Below are 17,039 nucleotides of genomic sequence, written 5' to 3' on the forward strand. Positions count from 1 at the left end.
CCGCAATTCCCGCCTGCGGTACACCGCATTCGATCTTGCGGTCTTCCTCAGGGTCCCTTCAGCTCCGATTTTCTAGCGTGGTCGACATGACAGCCATCGCAGCGCAGACGGCCGCGGACAGCGGTGCGGCACCGCAGTGGATCAACGACCTGATGGACACGCTCGGCGCACCGGGCGCCGGCCTGGCCATAGCTCTGGAGAACCTCTTCCCTCCCCTGCCGAGCGAAGTGATCCTGCCGCTCGCCGGATTCGCGGCGAGTTCCGGCCGGATGAACCTGATCGCCGTCCTTCTCTGGACAACGGCGGGTTCGGTGGTCGGCGCGCTCGCGCTGTACGGGGTGGGAGCACTGCTCGGCCGGGACCGGACGGTGGCGATAGCGGGGAAGCTGCCGCTGGTGAAGGTGTCCGACATAGAGAAGACGGAGGCGTGGTTCCTGAAGCACGGGACCAAGGCGGTGTTCTTCGGCCGGATGATCCCCATCTTCCGCAGCCTGATCTCCGTGCCGGCGGGCGTGGAGCGGATGCGGCTGCCCGTGTTCCTCGCCCTGACCACGCTGGGCAGCGCGATCTGGAACACCGTGTTCGTGCTCGCGGGATACGCGCTGGGCGACAACTGGTCGGAGGTCTCGGGCATCGCCTCCACCTACTCGAAGGTGATCCTCGCGATGGCCGCCCTGGCGCTGCTGGTCTTCGTCGGCATGCGTCTGCTGCGGCGGGGGGCCGGCCGGCGCAGGCGCGACCGCGGACGCAGCCGCGCGCAGGAGATACGGACCCCGGCCGATGACGACGATCACCCCGGCACCGCGGGCGGCGCCGGGGGCCCTGACGGCGGAGTCAGCCGGCCGGACTCGCCACGCGCAGAAACTCCCGCAGGATCCGCTCACCGGCCAGCACGCCGCGCTCGGGCAAGGCACTGATCGCCGGAGCCGTCCAGCCCGAGTCGGCCAGCTCGCCGTGGCCGGGGCGCCAGCCCCGGTCGGCGGCGAGCAGGAGGTCGGCGTCGAGGAGGGAGTCACCGGCGGCGAGGGTGAGATCGGCGCCGGTGCGGCGGGCGACCTCGTACACGGCGGCGCTCTTGGTGAGCGGCTTGGGAACGGCGTAGATCTTGCGGCCCTGCAGGGACACGGTCCAGCCGCGGTTCTCGGCCCATACGGCGAGTTCCTTCACCCAGTCCTCGGGCAGCAGTTCGCGCTCGACGACGAGGTAGGCGAAGAGGTCCTCGGCGACCCGGTGCTTGCGCACCCACAGCGGGTCGGCGGTCTTCATCAGGTGGTCGCGGACCTCGGCCAGCGAGGCGCACTCGTCAGCCAGTCGCGCGGTCACCCGCGCGTGCCAGTCGGGGTCGGAGACGCCGTCCACCAGCAGGTGGCCGCCGTTGGCGCAGATCGCGTACTTCGAGGACGGTCCGGGGAGGTTGATGCGCTGGTACTGCTTACGGGTTCGGGTCGTGGTCGGTACGAAGACCGCCGAGTCGCCGAGGTCGGTCAGCAGCCCGGCTGCCGTCTCGGTCATGTAGGAGAGGGGTTTGCTCTCGTAGACCTCCACGCACAGCAGCCGGGGCGCCCGCAGGTCGGGCATGGTCAGCCCCAGCGCGGCGGCGGAGTAGATGAGCGTGCGGTCGAGGTCGCTCGCGACGAGCACCGGCATCAGAGCGCCACCGCCTTGCCGTCGGCGCCGGTCGCGCCCCGGGTGAACTTGGGGTGGATCAGCCCGACGCAGGTGTAGGGAAGGTCCGCGACCTCCTCCACGGGTACGCCCCGCTGTTCGGCCAGCAGGCGTACGTGGTCCAGGTCGGCGCCCGCGCCGGCCCGGGCCAGCACCTTCCACGGGACGCGGCGCAGCATCACGCGGGTGGTCTCGCCGACACCGGGCTTGACGAGGTTCACGTCGTGGATGCCGTACTCCTCGCTGATGCGCTCGACGGCGGCCCAGCCCTCCCAGGTGGGGGTGCGGTCGGCGGCCAGGAGTTCCTTGGTCTGGGCGTCGACCGTGTCGGTGACGTCCGGGAAGCGGGCGGAGACGGCGTCGAGGAAGGCCGGGGAGAGGTCGGCGCCGGCGAGTTCGCGGTAGAACTTCGCGCCGTGGAAGTCGTGCGGGCCGACCAGGTCGGCGCGGAGCACGGTGCGTGATATCAGGCCGGAGACGGTGGAGTTGAGGCAGGCGGAGGGGATGAGGAAGTCGTCGCGGGTGCCGTAGGTGCGTACGCAGGAGCCGGGGTCGGCCAGTACGGCGATCTCCGGGTCGAAGCCGGTGACGCCGTCGGAGTTCTCGAACTCGTGCAGGGCGGCGGCGAGTTCGCGGGTGATGGCGCCCTTGCCGGTCCAGCCGTCGACGAAGACGACGTCGGCGGGGTCGTGGTGGGCGGCGAGCCAGCGCAGGGCGTTGGCGTCTATGCCGCGGCCCCGGACGATCGACACGGCGTAGTGAGGGAGGTCGAGGCCATGACGGAACCGCGCCCAGCGGCGCATCAGGATGCCGACGGGTGTGCCCGCGCGGGCGAGGGAGACCAGGACCGGCCGGGGCGACCGTTCGGTGAGCACGATCTCGGTGACGGCGCCGACGGCGCGCGCCAGCCGGGTCGCGGACGTCTTCAGCGCGGCGTGGAAAAGCTCCTGGTACTGCTCGCTGGGCTGGTACTCGACCGGCAGCGACTCGGCGTAGTGCGCCCCGCCGCTCTGGATCGCTTCCTCGCGTTCCTCGGTCGGTGCCTCCAGCGTCACGTCCGAGAGATCCTGGAGCAGCCAGCCGACCTCGTCGGGCGCGTACGAGGAGAAGTCGGGGCCGCGCAGGGGCTCGGGCAGCATGGAGGGCCTTTCGGGGGCGTGCGGTGCGTGCGGTGCGTGCGGTGCGTGCGGTGCGTGCGGTGCGTGCGGAATGTACGACGGGACGACCGCGAGCAGGACGTGCGGGGTATGGGCGGCGAGCCGGGCCAGCAGTCCGTCGGGCGCGTGCAGCGCGGGGGTGTCGGCGGCCGAGTCGACGACGGCGACGACGGCGTCGAAGCCGGCGCCGGCGACGTTGTAGGCGTAGCGCTCGCCGGGGCCGTCGGCCGGGTCGTCGTGCGCGGGGAAGACCAGGCGGGTGCGTATCGCGTAGCCGGGGTCGTCGACCGCGAGGACGGGAGAACGGGTGGTGGTGGAGTAGCGCACGTCGGCGTCGACGATCCGCTCGAGTGCGTCGGCCAGGCGCAGCGGGGCGTACATCAGCTCCTCGAAGCCGAGGACGAGCACCCGGCGGGCGCCCGTGGGCAGCGCCGCGGCGATCCGCCCGGCCATGCCGGGCAGGGCACCCTCCAACCGCTCCCGCTGGGCGGCCGTGAACCCGTGCCGTCCGCCGTCGGGCACCCCGGCGGGCCAGCCCAAGGCGACGCGCGCGACGGAGCCGGAGGGAGACGGGACGGGAGCACCGGGGCCGACGGCGCCCTGCGCGAGCGCTCCCGGGCGGTCCGGCGCGGGCTCGGTGACACCGGCGGCGGCATCTTCGGGGGCGGGCGCGTGGCCGGTTCCCGGCCCGGCGGTGGCACTCTCCGTGCCTCCTGCGGGCCCGGCCGCCGCGTCCCCGGAGCCGTGGGCACCGACGCCGACGCCGACGCCGTTACCGGCGCCGAGGCCCGCACCCGCACCCGCACCCGCACCCGCGATCGTGCCCTCCCGGGTCGGCTCAGCGGCGTGCGCCTCGTACTGGGCGACCAGTGCCTGCCCCTTCTCCAGCACGCCCTCCGGCAGCCGGACCGTGCCCGAGGCGGCCGTCACCAGGTCCACGCGGGCGCCGATCTCCCGGGCGAAGTCGTCCAGCCGGCCGGCGTCGGCGGGCGAGCGCATGTCGACCAGGGCCACCACGACGTACCGCTTGCGGGGAAAGCGCTCGTGCAGGGCGCGGACGGTGTTGAGCACCGTGTTGCCCGTGGAGAACTCGTCGTCGACGAGGACCAGCGGCCCCTCGCCGGCCAGCAGTGCCGGGTCCTCGGGCAGCAGGAGGTGGGACGTCGCGTGCGAGTGGGACTCCTCGAAGCCGCCCGCCCGGGCGACCCCGGTGACGGGGCGGCGGGTGGAGTGCAGGTAGGGGGCGGGGCCCAGGCCGTCGGCGACCGAGTGGCCGAGGCCGGTGGCGGTCTCCGCGTAGCCGAGGACGACCGCGTCCCCGGCCGCCTCGGCGCCCAGCAGGTCGCGGACGCGCCGGCCGAGGGCGACGCCGTGGCCGTACACGACGGAGGGCGACTGCGGGACGTGCTTGCCGAGCACGTTCGAGACGAGCAGGTGCGCCCGCTTGGGGTTGCGGCGCAGGGCGAGTCCCAGCAGGCCGGTCAGCGTGTCGTCACCGACGAGTTCGACACCGAGCCGCTCGGCGACCCAGCTGCCGGACCAGATTCCGGCGCGCCCCTCGGCGCGCTCCCTCTCGGTCATGTACTCGTGCCTCCCGTTGTCCATCGCGGCGTGGGCCCTTGCGTCGGTCATGGATTCCTTGCGTTCAGTCGGACAGACCGGCGGCGAGCAGTTCCACGAAGCCGATGTCCTCGTTCGCCACCCCGAAGACCTCGGCGCGCAGGAGCGTCCGCTCGGCCCAGGCGCGGTGGGGCTTCACCTCGTTCATCTTGTTCGTGTACGCCGACCTCAGCACACCCCCGCCACCGCGCTCGGGCCGCAGGATGTCCTGGGCGTCGCTGAACTCCTCGTGGCTGACCACGGACAGCGCGTGCACGGGGAGCACGTGGGAGGGGTGGATGCAGGTCTTGCCCAGCAGGCCGTTGGCACGGTCCAGGGAGATCTCCCGCAGCAGACCGTCCATCGAGTGCTCGATCAGTTTCTGACGCAGCTCGACCGCCTGTCCTTCCAGGAAGGGGCTCTGCCGCAGCTGCGGTTTGAACATCCTCTCCTGGACCCGGAAGTACTCCCACACCGGTCCGGTCACCGTGAAGCCGGTGCCGTCGGCCCGGGCGAGCATGTTCACCACGTCGGCGATCACGGAGGCGACGATCTGGACGTCGTACGCCGTCATGTCGGGACCCCTGCGCAGCCCGTAGGAGGAGCAGAAGTCGGTCACGCCGAGGCGCAGGGCGAGCACGCGGTCACGGTACTTGTCGACCGCGCGGAAGATGCCCTCCAGCGTCTGCACGCGGGACTCCCGGTACAGCAGCTCCGGTGACTCCAGCACGGGCATGGCGAAGAGCCTGCGGCCGCAGGCGGCCTCGGCGGCGGAGAGCGCCTCCAGGAAGGGCATGCCGCGTTCCTCGGTGAACTTCGGCAGCACGAATCCGGACAGCAGCCGCACGGCGGGGCCGAGGCGCCGTACGAGGTCGGGTATCTGCTCGGGGGTGCGGACCCGGACGAACAGCAGGGGAAGAACGAGGTCGGAACGTTTCGCCAGGTCCGTGAGCTGGCGGACGAGGTTCTCCTCGCCGACCGGCACGTCGGCGTCGTCGATCGAGTCCTCCAGGCAGAGCACCATCGACACCACGCCGCGCGCGGCCTGCTTGAGGATGTCGTCGGCGAGCCTCGGTCGGGTGGCCGGGCTGTAGAGCGTGGCGCCCAGGGCCACGGAGAGCAGTCTGGCGGGGGAGTCCGCCGTGAAAGCGCAGGGTTCCTGATGGAAGAGGCGCTTCCGCACATCAGCGGCGATGTGCCCGAAATGACGCATTCAAACTCCCCCGTGGTGTCTGGGCGACCTGTGAGCTGTCCAAAGGTGGCCGGTAATAGTACGTACGCATCCATGTCGGAGGTTCCCCCCGGGCATGAATTCCAGGTAACCCAGCCGTGTCGGCGGCGGCGACCCGGGGTGAGCGGAGACCCCGAGTACCCGCCCCCGCGTTGTCGTGACCAGGACCGAGAGGGCAGGATGACGGCATGACGCACGCGATGCTGAAGGGGTCGAACGTCCCGCTGCAAGCCACCACGGTACGCGCCGTGCTGCGCTGGACACCCGGGCAGGGGGTCCCCGACGTCGACGCCTCCGCGCTGCTGCTGGGGCCCGACGACCGCGTGCGTTCCGACGAGGACTTCGTCTTCTACAACCAGCCCCGGCATCCCTCCGGGCAGGTCTGGCGGCTCGGCAAGAAGCGGGTCTCCGAGGACCTGACCGACACGATCCAGACAGACCTCTCGGGGGTCGAGGCCTCGGTGGGCCGCATCCTGCTGGTCGCGTCGGCGGACGGCGTCGCCTTCGACCAGGTCCGGTCGCTGCGCATCCTGCTGCACGACGCCGCGGCCGCCGACGCGGAACCGCTGGCGTACTTCGACGTCAAGCCGGAGACGGGCCAGGAGACGGCGCTGATCTGCGGCGAGCTGTACCGGCGCGGGGAGGGCTGGAAGTTCCGGGCGCTGGGCGAGGGCTACTCGAACGGGCTGAGGGGCCTGGCGACCGACTTCGGCATCTCGGTGGACGAGTCGGAGGGGGCGGACGACCCCATGGCGGCGCCCCGGCCCGAACCGGCCCTGCAGGGCCCGCACACGGCCGCCCCGTCCGTGGCCTCCCCGCCGACGGTCGACCCCGATCAGCCGACGACCGTCCAGCCCCTCCCGGATGTCTCGCGTCCGCTGCCGCCGGAGCAGCCCACGGGGGTGCCAGGGCAGCCCACAGGGGTGCCGACGCAGCCCGCGTACGGCTATCCGCAGCAGCCGCCGACGGCGCAGCCCGCCTACGGCTATCCGCAGCCGGCCGGCCGGTCCGCGTACGGGTATCCGCAGGCGCCCGCCGCCGCGGGGGTCACCGGCGCCCAGTCGGCCTACGGCTATCCGCCACCGGTCGCCGCAGCCCTCGACCCCGACTTCCGGCTGCCGCCGCAGGGGCCGCAGTTCCTCGGGCGGTAGGCGCCTACGCGGTACGGACACCGGCTATGCGGTACGGGCTTCGTCTATGCGGTACGGGCCGGGCCCCGGTGGTACGGGCGGAGCCTCACCGCTCCGCCTTGCTCTTGTGTCCCCGGCCCCACTGCAGGCCCCACCCGTACAGCCGGTCCAGCTCGCCCTGGAAGCCGTACACGAACTTCACCTCGCGGCGGACGAAGATCTCGCCCTTGACGTTCTCGATCATCACCACCGCGCAGGACCTGGCCTGTGGATGGCGCTCGTCGAGGCCTATCTCGATGCGGGGGCCGTTGCTCGGGTAGAGCGTGACGATGGCGTGCGTCCGGTCGAAGGCGGGGGTCTGGTCGTAGATGTAGGCGAAGACCAGCATGCGCTTGATGGCGTCCCGGTGGTCGAGGTTGACGTAGATCGTCTCGCCGGACGCCGAGCCGAACCGGTCGTCGCCGCTGAGCTTGACGTACGGCGGGCCGTTGACGTCGCCCAGGAGGCCGCCGAGCGGCTGGACGACGCCGCGGGTGCCGTCCTGGAGTTCGTAGAGGCAGCCGAGGTCGAGGTCGACGTTGACCATGCTCTGGCTGTGGCCGACGACCTCGGGGGGCTTGAGTGCCTTGAAGGGGTGGCGCAGCAGGCTCTCCCGCTGGGTGCCCATGATGTCGGAGGTCCTCATCCGCCAGGAGAGGTTGACGCGCAGATTGCCGGTCGCCGCTCCCTGCTTGGTCAGGGAGACCTGGCTGTGCCGTTTGGTCAGCTGGATGGAGTTGGTCGCCGCGCTGCCCGAGTCGAACTCGGACTCGCGACCACGCCACAGCCCGTCCAAGAAGCCCATTCCCGCCCCACCTTCGCGTCACCGCCGACGGGGCGGCCCCGAGGAGTCGTCCTCGTCGGCCGCCCCGCACAGAGCGTTCCTCAACCGGGCCGTGTTCACACCAGAGGTGCGGGCGCACCGGGGGTGAACCCGGCCCGGGAACAGCAGGGGTTCACACCCCGGAGGAGACCTCCGCCTTCGCCTTGTCGCCGTCTCCGCCGGCCGCGGCGAGGGCGCGGTTGCGGCGCACCGAGGACAGGAACGACCAGCCGATGAGGAAGACGCCGACGAGGCCGGTGATGAACTCGTTGATCTCGTACTGGATGGTGACCAGCAGGATGACGGCGAGGGCGCCGATGGCGTAGTGCGCGCCGTGCTCCAGGTAGACGTACTCGTCGAGGGTGCCCTGGCGGACCAGGTAGACGGTCAGCGACCTCACGTACATGGCGCCGATGCCGAGGCCGAGGGCCATCAGGACGATGTCGTTGGTGATGGCGAAGGCGCCGATGACACCGTCGAAGGAGAAGGACGCGTCCAGGACCTCCAGGTAGAGGAACATGAAGAACGCGGCCTTGCCCGCCAGCGCGATCGCCGACTTGGGCTTGCCGGTGCGCGCGGCCTCCTCTTCCTCCTCGTGCTCGCGCTCCTCCTCCTCTTCGAGTTTGTCCTCGAAGAAGCCGGAGAGACCGCCGACGACCATGTAGGTGATCAGACCGGCGATACCGGCGAGCAGGACGGTCTCCGCCTTGTCGGCGTGGGTGCCGCCGTGCTGGTGGGCGTGGGCGCCGAAGGTGATCGAGGAGACGAGCAGCACGATCAGGGCGATGCAGACCGACAGCATGTCGACCTTGCCGAGCTTGGCCAGCGGGCGCTCCAGCCAGCCGAGCCACTTGATGTCCCGGTCCTCGAAGATGAAGTCGAGGAAGATCATCAGGAGGAACATGCCACCGAAGGCGGCGATCGACGGATGGGCGTCCGTCACCAGTTCCTGATAGCGGTCCTTGTCGGTGAGCGCGAGGTCGACGGCCTCGATCGGTCCGAGCTGGGCGCTGAGCGCCACGATCACGACCGGGAACACCAGGCGCATGCCGAAGACGGCGATGAGAATGCCGATGGTGAGGAAGATCTTCTGCCAGAAGGCATTCATCTTCTTCAGGATCCCGGCGTTGACCACCGCGTTGTCGAAGGACAGCGAGATCTCCATGATGGAGAGGATCGCCACGAGGCCGAAGGCGGTCCACCCCCCGTAGAAGACCGCCGCCACCAGGCCGAGCGCGGTGACCGCGAACGACCACCCGAAGGTTTTCAAAACCACTGGCTACCCAATCGTGTGTGTACGGGGCTCCCCCGCGCCGTACGCGGCTTTACGAAACGTTGACTCCGAAGTCTAGAGCGATGCCCCGAAGCCCCGACGCGTACCCCTGTCCCACGGCCCGGAACTTCCACTCGCCCTGGTAGCGGTAGAGCTCGCCGAAGATCATCGCGGTCTCCGTGGAGGCGTCCTCACTGAGGTCGTAGCGGGCGAGTTCCTGGCCGTCGGCCTGGTTCACGACCCGGATGAACGCGTTGCTGACCTGCCCGAAGGTCTGGCCCCGCTCGTCGGCCATGTGAATGGAGACCGGGAAGATGATCTTGTCGCACTGAGCGGGCACCCTGGACAGGTCGACCAGCAGGGACTCGTCGTCACCGTCACCCTCGCCGGTGAGATTGTCGCCGGTGTGCTCGATGGAGCCGTCCGGGCTCTTGAGCTGGTTGTAGAAGACGAACCACTCGTCGCCGAGCACCCGGCCGCTGCCGCACACCAGTGCGCTGGCATCGAGGTCGAAGGGTGCGCCGGTGGTGGAACGCGCGTCCCAGCCGAGCCCGACCAGTACCTGCGTGAGGTTCGGTGCGGCCTTGGACAGGGAGACGTTGCCTCCCTTGGCAAGCGTGACGCCCATGGTGTTGGTCCCTCCCCGGGTGATGAGTCTTGGGTTTCCTGCGCGTCCGGCGCCGCACGTAAACCGTGCGGCGCCGGACGATCGAGGCCTTGGCCCCGGGCGTTCAGGTGGCTCAGACGTTCACGCCGAAGTCCTGGGCGATGCCGCGCAGGCCGGAGGCGTAGCCCTGGCCGATGGCGCGGAACTTCCACTCGGCGCCGTGCCGGTACAGCTCGCCGAAGACCATGGCGGTCTCCGTGGAGGCGTCCTCGCTGAGGTCGTAGCGGGCGATCTCGGCGCCGCCGGCCTGGTTGACGACGCGGATGAACGCGTTGCGCACCTGGCCGAAGGACTGCTGGCGGTTCTCGGCGTCGTAGATCGAGACCGGGAAGGTGATCTTCTCGACGTCGGCCGGGACGGCGGCGAGGTCGATCTTGATCTGCTCGTCGTCGCCCTCGCCCTCACCGGTGAGGTTGTCGCCGGTGTGCTCGACCGATCCGTCCGGGCTCTTCAGGTTGTTGAAGAAGATGAAGTGCGCGTCACTGGCGACCTTGCCGCCGCTGTTCAGCAGCAGCGCGCTGGCATCGAGGTCGAAGTCGGTGCCGGTCGTGGTGCGGATGTCCCACCCCAGACCGACGATGACCGCGGTCAGGCCGGGGGCCTCCTTGGTCAGCGAAACGTTGCCGCCCTTGCTGAGGCTGACTCCCACGAGTCCTCCATTGGTGTCCAGGGGCGGGGAGCCCCGTAGTGCGTGGATATCGGATCAACGATTCGATCCTAGTGACGGGTTCCCGCCCCCCGCAGGCCCTGGGACCGACACATCACGCCGTGTCGGTCACGGGGTCGGTCACAGGGTGTCGAGCGCCTTCACGTACTCGGTCAGGTCGCGGGCGTCCGGCAGGCCGTTGACGACGGTCCATCGCACGACGCCCTCCCGGTCGATGATGAAGGTGCCGCGGACGGCGCAGCCCTTGTCCTCGTCGAAGACGCCGTAGGCGCGCGAGACGTTGCCGTGCGGCCAGAAGTCGGAGAGCAGCGGGTACTCCAGGCCCTCCTGCTCGGCGAAGACGCGCAGGGTGTGGATGGAGTCGTTGGAGACGGCGAGCACCTGGGTGTCGCGGTCGGAGAACTGCGGCAGGTTGTCGCGCACCTCGCACAGCTCGCCGGTGCACACGCCGGTGAAGGCGAAGGGGTAGAAGAGCAGTACGACGTTCTTCTGCCCGTGGAAGTCGGACAGCCGCACGGTCGCGCCGTGGTTGTCCTTGAGTTCAAAGTCGGGTGCCTTGTCGCCGACCTGGATCGCCATGTCCTGTTCGTCCCTTCGAAGGTGGTTCGCTGGAAACACCCTACGCAGGGATCATCGCGGACCCGCGGACGGGCCGACGGCGGTCGGCCCGTCCGGGGTCGGGGGTGGTACGGAGCCTGCCGGCTACCGCTTGGACTTGGCGGCCTTGGGCGTCGCCAGTCGGCTGCCGCTCCAGTCCTTCCCGACGCTGACGCTCTTGGCCGCCGTCAGCCCCGCCGTCGTCGCGGCTTCCGAAATGTCGCTGGCCTCGACGTACCCCGAACGGCCGGTCTTCGGCGTGAGGAGCAGGATCGCCCCGCCCTCTTCGATGTACGTGGTGGCATCCACCAGCGCATCCGTCAGGTCGCCGTCGTCGTCACGGAACCAGAGCACGACGGCGTCGGCCACGTCCTCGTAGTCCTCGTCCACCAGCTCGCCCTCGACGGCGCCCTCAATGGCCTCGCGGAGCTCCTGGTCGACATCGTCGTCGTAGCCGATCTCCTGGACCACCTGCCCGGGCTGGAAACCCAGCCTGGCGGCAGGGTTCGTCCGCTCCTCCGCGTGGTCCGCGGTCGCGCTCACGGGTTGCCTCCTGATCATGTCTTGGTGAATGTCTCAGCCACGCGCGTGCGCGAAGCTTGGCCGTAGTCCACACGGGCGGGACGGATCGCGCAAGTACCCGGCGACTGGGACCGTCGAAACGGTGACGATCCGGGCCGTGTCGCCGCAACTCCAGCCATGCCGTCCAGACCGAAGGTGACGTACACCACACCTTTCTGCCCCGTTTGCGTATTTGGGAACCATGCGTGGGTACGAGACTCGAATGAACGTGCCCCCGATCCCCATGGAGGAATCGGTTACCCCACGGTACAGATGACGTTTGCCCCCGCGAGGTACACGATGGGGAATCGGCGCAGACACCCGGAAAAATCGGCCCTCTGACAGCGAAGGAACAGCGTGGCTTCCGCATCCGATCGCACCCCGATCATCATTGGCGGCCTTCCGAGTCAGGTCCCTGACTTCGATCCCGAGGAAACCCAGGAGTGGCTCGACTCCCTCGACGCCGCCGTCGACGAGCGCGGCCGGGAGCGGGCCCGCTATCTGATGCTGCGGCTGATCGAGCGGGCCCGCGAGAAGCGCGTGGCCGTGCCCGAGATGCGCAGCACGGACTACGTCAACACCATCCCGACCAAGAGCGAGCCGTTCTTCCCCGGCAACGAGGAGATCGAGCGCAAGATCCTCAACGCCACGCGGTGGAACGCCGCCGTGATGGTCTCGCGCGCGCAGCGGCCCGGTATCGGCGTCGGCGGCCACATCGCGACGTTCGCCTCCTCCGCCTCCCTGTACGACGTGGGCTTCAACCACTTCTTCCGCGGCAAGGACGAGGGCGACGGCGGCGACCAGGTCTTCTTCCAGGGGCACGCCTCCCCCGGCATCTACGCCCGCGCGTACCTGCTGGACCGGCTGACCGAGCAGCACCTGGACGGCTTCCGCCAGGAGAAGTCCAAGGCGCCGTACATGCTGTCGTCGTACCCGCACCCGCGGTCGATGCCGGACTTCTGGGAGTTCCCGACCGTCTCGATGGGCCTCGGCCCGATCGGCGCGATCTACCAGGCGCGGATGAACCGCTACATGCACGCGCGCGGCATCGCCGACACCTCGAAGTCGCACGTGTGGGCCTTCCTCGGCGACGGCGAGATGGACGAGCCGGAGTCGCTGGGGCAGTTGTCCATCGCCGCCCGTGAGGGCCTGGACAACCTGACCTTCGTCGTCAACTGCAACCTCCAGCGCCTCGACGGCCCGGTGCGCGGCAACGGCAAGATCATCCAGGAGCTGGAGTCGGTCTTCCGGGGCGCCGGCTGGAACGTGATCAAGCTGGTGTGGGACCGCACCTGGGACCCGCTGCTCGCCCAGGACCGGGACGGCGTGCTGGTCAACCGGATGAACACCACCCCGGACGGCCAGTTCCAGACGTACGCCACCGAATCCGGCGCGTACATCCGCGAGCACTTCTTCGGCGACGACCACCGGCTGCGCGCGATGGTCGAGAACATGACCGACGACCAGATCCTGCACCTGGGCCGCGGTGGTCACGACCACCGGAAGATCTACGCGGCCTACACGGCGGCCCTCGAGCACAAGGGCCAGCCGACGGTCATCCTCGCCAAGACGATCAAGGGCTGGACGCTGGGCCCGAACTTCGAGGGCCGCAACGCCACGCACCAGATGAAGAAGCTGACGGTCGACGACCTCAAGCGCTTCCGCGACCGGCTGCACCTGCCGATCTCCGACAAGGAGCTGGAGTCCGGCCCGCCGCCGTACTACCACCCCGGCCGGGACACCGAGGAGATGCAGTACATGCACGACCGCCGCAAGGGGTGCGGCGGTTACGTCCCGACCCGCGTCGTGCGGTCGAAGCCCCTCGCACTGCCGGACGACAAGGCGTACGCGACCGTGAAGAAGGGGTCGGGCCAGCAGTCCATCGCGACGACGATGGCGTTCGTGCGGCTGCTCAAGGACCTCATGCGGGACAAGGAACTCGGCAAGCGCTTCGTGCTGATCGCGCCGGACGAGTACCGCACGTTCGGCATGGACTCGTTCTTCCCGAGCGCGAAGATCTACAACCCGCTCGGGCAGCAGTACGAGTCCGTGGACCGGGATCTGCTGCTCGCCTACAAGGAGGCGCCGACCGGGCAGATGCTGCACGACGGCATCTCCGAGGCCGGCTGCACGGCCTCGCTGATCGCGGCCGGATCGGCGTACGCCACGCACGGTGAGCCGCTCATCCCGGTGTATGTCTTCTACTCGATGTTCGGTTTCCAGCGCACCGGCGACCAGTTCTGGCAGATGGGCGATCAGTTGGCGCGCGGATTCGTGCTGGGCGCGACCGCCGGCCGTACGACTCTGACCGGGGAGGGCCTTCAGCACGCGGACGGCCACTCGCAGTTGCTGGCCTCGACGAACCCGGCGTGCGTGGCGTACGACCCCGCCTTCGGCTTCGAGATCGCGCACATCGTCAAGGACGGCCTGCGCCGGATGTACGGCGGGGACGAGCAGCATCCGCACGGCGAGGACGTCTTCTACTACCTCACCGTCTACAACGAGCCGATCCGGCATCCGGCCGAGCCCGAGGACGTGGACGTCGAGGGCATCCTCAAGGGCGTGTACCGCTTCAGCGAGGGCACGGCCGGTTCCATCCCGGCGCAGATCATGGCGTCCGGGGTCGCGGTGCCATGGGCGGTCCGGGCCCAGCGGATCCTCGCCGAGGAGTGGAACGTACGCGCCGACGTCTGGTCGGCGACCTCGTGGAACGAGCTGCGGCGCGAGGCGGTGGCGTGCGAGGAGCACAACCTGCTGCATCCCGAGGAGGAGCAGCAGGTGCCGTACGTGACCCGGAAGCTGGCCGGCGCCGAGGGACCGTTCGTGGCGGTGTCCGACTGGATGCGGTCGGTTCCGGACCAGATCGCGCGGTGGGTGCCCGGGACGTACCAGTCGCTGGGGGCCGACGGGTGGGGGTTCGCGGACACCCGGGGCGCGGCGCGGCGGTTCTTCCACATCGACGCGGAGTCGATCGTGGTGGGGGTGCTGACGGAGCTGGCTCGGGAGGGCAAGGTCGACCGGTCGGCGCTGAAGCAGGCGATCGACCGGTACCGGCTGCTCGACGTGACGGCGGCGGATCCCGGGGTCGCGGGCGGGGACGCGTAGCGCGTACGCGGGTCGCGGTCGCGGGTGCGGTCGCTCGTGGTCGCCGAGGGGCGGTGGGGCCTGTCGCCCTGCCGCCCCTGCCTGTCCCGGTCTGCTCACGTGGCTCGAGCAAGTTGGCTCGAGCAAGTTGGCTCGAGCCAGCAGGGAGAACATCCGGACGTCGGGTGACGCGGCGCGGCTGCCGTTCACGACGAGGCCGACGGGGCCCGCGACCGAGGGGCGCCAGGGACGTCGGGGCCGGCCGGGGACGGGCGGCACGGCGAGGCACGGCACCGACGGGCGCCGCGCCGCGCCCGTCCGTGCCGCCCGGGCGGCACGGAGAGCCGCGGTCCGGGCGGGTGGCCCGTGGGCGGTCAGAGCAGGCCGAGGCCCGAAGGCGCTCCGGCGAGCCGGATGAGGGCCAGAAGGGTGTCGATGGCGCCCAGGACCAGGGCGACCACGGCCGGTACCGGGCGGTGGCCCGCCCGGGTACGGCCCATGGCGAGCCGGCCGCAGACGATCGCCACGGGGCCGAGGACGATCCCCAGCACCAAGAACCCGGCGACCGCGCAGACGACTCCGACGACCGCGAGCGTCGCGCGATCCGGCCCGGTCCGTGACCACGTCCGGCCACGTGAGCGGGGGTGCCCGCGCGATTTCCGGCCGACGCTCGCCATCATCAACTCCCGTAACTCATCGTGGAGTTCGGGTACCCCCGCACAGGCTCTCATGCCTGCCGTGCACACGCTGCCTGCGCGCTGCCCCCCTCCAGCAGCGCGCCGCAGCATCCCACCCTCCGTGCCCTGCGGAGGACTTGACCCACTGTGACCTGCGATGTCGGCCTGAGGGGAAGGTTCCCCGGCTCTGTCACCCTGATGGGCGAACAGGGCCGGGGACTCGGTCAGATGTGACCCACGCCGGCGCCGGCCTCCGCGTTCTCACCGCGCTTGGTGAGGAACGCGACCAGCACCGCCACGGCCGCGACGCCGGCGGCGACCAGCGACGCCAGGCTCATGCCGGAGATGAAGGTGTCGTGCGCGACATCCGTGATCTTCGCGGCCAGCGACTCCGGCGTGCCCTCGGTCACCGGTGCCACGCCCACCTGGACCGCCTCGGAGGCCTGGCCGAGCTGTTCCGGCGTCAGCTTCGGAAGGCCCGCGTCGGCCCAGTTGCCGGGCAGGTCGCTGTCGACCTTGGAGGCCATCACGGCTCCCAGCACGGCCGTGCCCAGGCTGCCGCCGATCTGCATCGCCGCCTGCTGGAGGCCACCGGCGACACCCGACAGCTCCATCGGCGCGTTGCCGACGATGACCTCGGTGGCGCCCACCATGACGGGCGCGAGGCCGAGACCCAGCAGGGCGAACCAGAGCGACATGATGCCGCTGCCGGTGTCCGTCTCCAGCGTGGACATGCCGTACATGGCAAGCGCGGTGAAGGCCATGCCGCCCGCCAGCGGGATGCGCGGGCCGACCTTGGTGATCATCGCGCCTGCGAGCGGCGAGCCGACGATCATCATGCCGGTGAGCGGCAGCAGGTGCAGGCCGGCGTCGATCGGGCTCATGCCGTGCACGTTCTGGAGGTAGAACGTCACGAAGAACAGACCGCCCATGAAGGCGATCGCCATCAGGACCATGAGGACGACACCCGCGGACAGCGCGACGGAACGGAACAGCCCCAGCGGGATCAGCGGCTCCGCCACCTTCGTCTCCCAGAAGGCGAACAGGGCGAAGCCCACGACGGACGCGACGAGGAACAGCCACGTCTCGCCGGCGCCCCAGCCCCACTCGGGGGCCTTGATGAGCGCCCAGACCAGGCAGAACATCGCGGCGGACAGCAGCGCGATGCCCAGGACGTCGAAGGAGCGCGGGGCGTTCTCGGCGCGGTGGTCCAGCAGGATCATGACGCCGAGGACGACGGCGAGGACACCCACCGGCACGTTGATGAAGAACACGGACTGCCAGTTGACGTGCTCGACGAGCACACCGCCGAGGATCGGGCCGCCCGCGGTGGAGGCGCCGATGACCATGCCCCAGATACCGATGGCCATGTTGAGCTTCTCGGCCGGGAAGGTGGCCCGCAGCAGGCCGAGCGCGGCCGGCATCAGCAGCGCGCCGAACAGGCCCTGCAGCACACGGAAGGTGACGACCAGTGGGATGCTGTCGGACAGACCGATGGCCCCGGAGGCGGCGGCGAAGCCGACCACGCCGATGAGGAAGGTCTGCCGGTGCCCGAAGCGGTCACCGAGCTTGCCCGCGGTGATCAGGGAGACCGCGAGGGCGAGGAAGTAGGCGTTGGTGATCCACTGGACGTCGGCGAAGCTGGCCTTGAGGTCCTCGGCGATCGCCGGGTTGGCGATGGCCACGATGGTGCCGTCGAGGGCCACCATCATGACCCCTACAGCCACGGTGATGAGGGTGAGCCACGGATGGCCGCGCAGCCCGGTGGCCGGCGCGGCGCCGGACGGTGCGCCCCCGCCCCCGCCCCCGGATCCCGCTTTGTCGATGGTGGTCTGACTAGTCATGCGTTCGAGGCTAATGACAGTCACT

Annotated in this window: 14 protein-coding genes; 3 read left to right on the top strand and 11 right to left on the bottom strand. The window is 70.1% G+C overall.

The window, feature by feature from the left end:
- Positions 1-86 precede the first annotated feature (86 nt).
- Positions 87-917, top strand: a complete 831-nt coding sequence (locus tag RM812_RS17485; protein ID WP_311573503.1) for a DedA family protein — start codon at positions 87-89, stop codon at positions 915-917.
- Here RM812_RS17485 and RM812_RS17490 read toward each other — a convergent pair.
- From RM812_RS17490 to RM812_RS17500, 3 genes are all read right to left on the bottom strand, one after another.
- On the bottom strand, positions 835-1,647 hold the full coding sequence (locus tag RM812_RS17490; protein ID WP_311573504.1) for an HAD family hydrolase: 813 nt from the start codon (positions 1,645-1,647) through the stop codon (positions 835-837). The two genes, RM812_RS17485 and RM812_RS17490, sit on opposite strands and share 83 nt — an antisense overlap.
- Positions 1,647-4,403: a phosphoribosyltransferase gene (locus RM812_RS17495; RefSeq protein ID WP_311573583.1), complete on the bottom strand. Its 2,757-nt coding sequence runs from the start codon at positions 4,401-4,403 to the stop codon at positions 1,647-1,649. Before RM812_RS17495 ends, RM812_RS17490 begins: the two co-directional genes overlap by 1 nt.
- A 64-nt stretch (positions 4,404-4,467) precedes the next feature.
- Positions 4,468-5,634 carry an HpcH/HpaI aldolase/citrate lyase family protein gene (locus RM812_RS17500; RefSeq protein ID WP_311573505.1) on the bottom strand — a complete coding sequence of 389 codons (1,167 nt, stop codon included), beginning with the start codon at positions 5,632-5,634 and terminating at the stop codon, positions 4,468-4,470.
- Positions 5,635-5,840: 206 nt separating this feature from the next.
- On the opposite strand from RM812_RS17500, the gene RM812_RS17505 reads away from it, so the two are divergent.
- The gene (locus tag RM812_RS17505) at positions 5,841-6,803 is read left to right on the top strand and encodes a TerD family protein (RefSeq protein ID WP_311573506.1); all 963 of its coding nucleotides are present in this window, start codon (positions 5,841-5,843) and stop codon (positions 6,801-6,803) included.
- A gap of 85 nt (positions 6,804-6,888) precedes the next feature.
- On the opposite strand, the gene RM812_RS17510 is transcribed toward RM812_RS17505, so the two are convergent.
- From RM812_RS17510 to RM812_RS17535, 6 genes are all read right to left on the bottom strand, one after another.
- On the bottom strand, positions 6,889-7,626 hold the full coding sequence (locus RM812_RS17510) for a TerD family protein (protein ID WP_311573507.1): 738 nt from the start codon (positions 7,624-7,626) through the stop codon (positions 6,889-6,891).
- A 151-nt stretch (positions 7,627-7,777) separates the two neighbouring features.
- Positions 7,778-8,920, bottom strand: coding sequence for a DUF475 domain-containing protein (locus RM812_RS17515; protein ID WP_311573508.1), 1,143 nt, complete (start codon positions 8,918-8,920; stop codon positions 7,778-7,780).
- 49 nt (positions 8,921-8,969) lie between these two features.
- On the bottom strand, positions 8,970-9,545 hold the full coding sequence (locus tag RM812_RS17520) for a TerD family protein (RefSeq protein ID WP_311573509.1): 576 nt from the start codon (positions 9,543-9,545) through the stop codon (positions 8,970-8,972).
- A 112-nt stretch (positions 9,546-9,657) separates the two neighbouring features.
- Positions 9,658-10,233, bottom strand: coding sequence for a calcium homeostasis/redox stress adaptation protein (locus RM812_RS17525; protein ID WP_219177445.1), 576 nt, complete (start codon positions 10,231-10,233; stop codon positions 9,658-9,660).
- A 138-nt stretch (positions 10,234-10,371) separates the two neighbouring features.
- Entirely contained in the window at positions 10,372-10,830 is a 459-nt protein-coding gene (locus tag RM812_RS17530) for a peroxiredoxin (RefSeq protein ID WP_311573510.1), read from the bottom strand.
- Between the two features lie 123 nt (positions 10,831-10,953).
- The gene (locus RM812_RS17535; RefSeq protein ID WP_311573511.1) at positions 10,954-11,391 is read right to left on the bottom strand and encodes a DUF3052 domain-containing protein; all 438 of its coding nucleotides are present in this window, start codon (positions 11,389-11,391) and stop codon (positions 10,954-10,956) included.
- A gap of 375 nt (positions 11,392-11,766) precedes the next feature.
- Here RM812_RS17535 and aceE point away from each other — a divergent pair, with 375 nt between their 5' ends.
- The gene (gene aceE / locus RM812_RS17540; RefSeq protein WP_311573512.1) at positions 11,767-14,514 is read left to right on the top strand and encodes a pyruvate dehydrogenase (acetyl-transferring), homodimeric type; all 2,748 of its coding nucleotides are present in this window, start codon (positions 11,767-11,769) and stop codon (positions 14,512-14,514) included.
- Between the two features lie 353 nt (positions 14,515-14,867).
- Here aceE and RM812_RS17545 read toward each other — a convergent pair whose 3' ends face one another.
- On the bottom strand, positions 14,868-15,173 hold the full coding sequence (locus tag RM812_RS17545; RefSeq protein WP_311573513.1) for a small hydrophobic protein: 306 nt from the start codon (positions 15,171-15,173) through the stop codon (positions 14,868-14,870).
- A gap of 221 nt (positions 15,174-15,394) precedes the next feature.
- On the bottom strand, positions 15,395-17,014 hold the full coding sequence (locus RM812_RS17550) for an MFS transporter (protein ID WP_311573514.1): 1,620 nt from the start codon (positions 17,012-17,014) through the stop codon (positions 15,395-15,397).
- Between the last annotated feature and the right edge of the window lie 25 nt (positions 17,015-17,039).

Source organism: Streptomyces lancefieldiae, assembly GCF_031845825.1.
GTDB lineage: Bacteria > Actinomycetota > Actinomycetes > Streptomycetales > Streptomycetaceae > Streptomyces > Streptomyces lancefieldiae.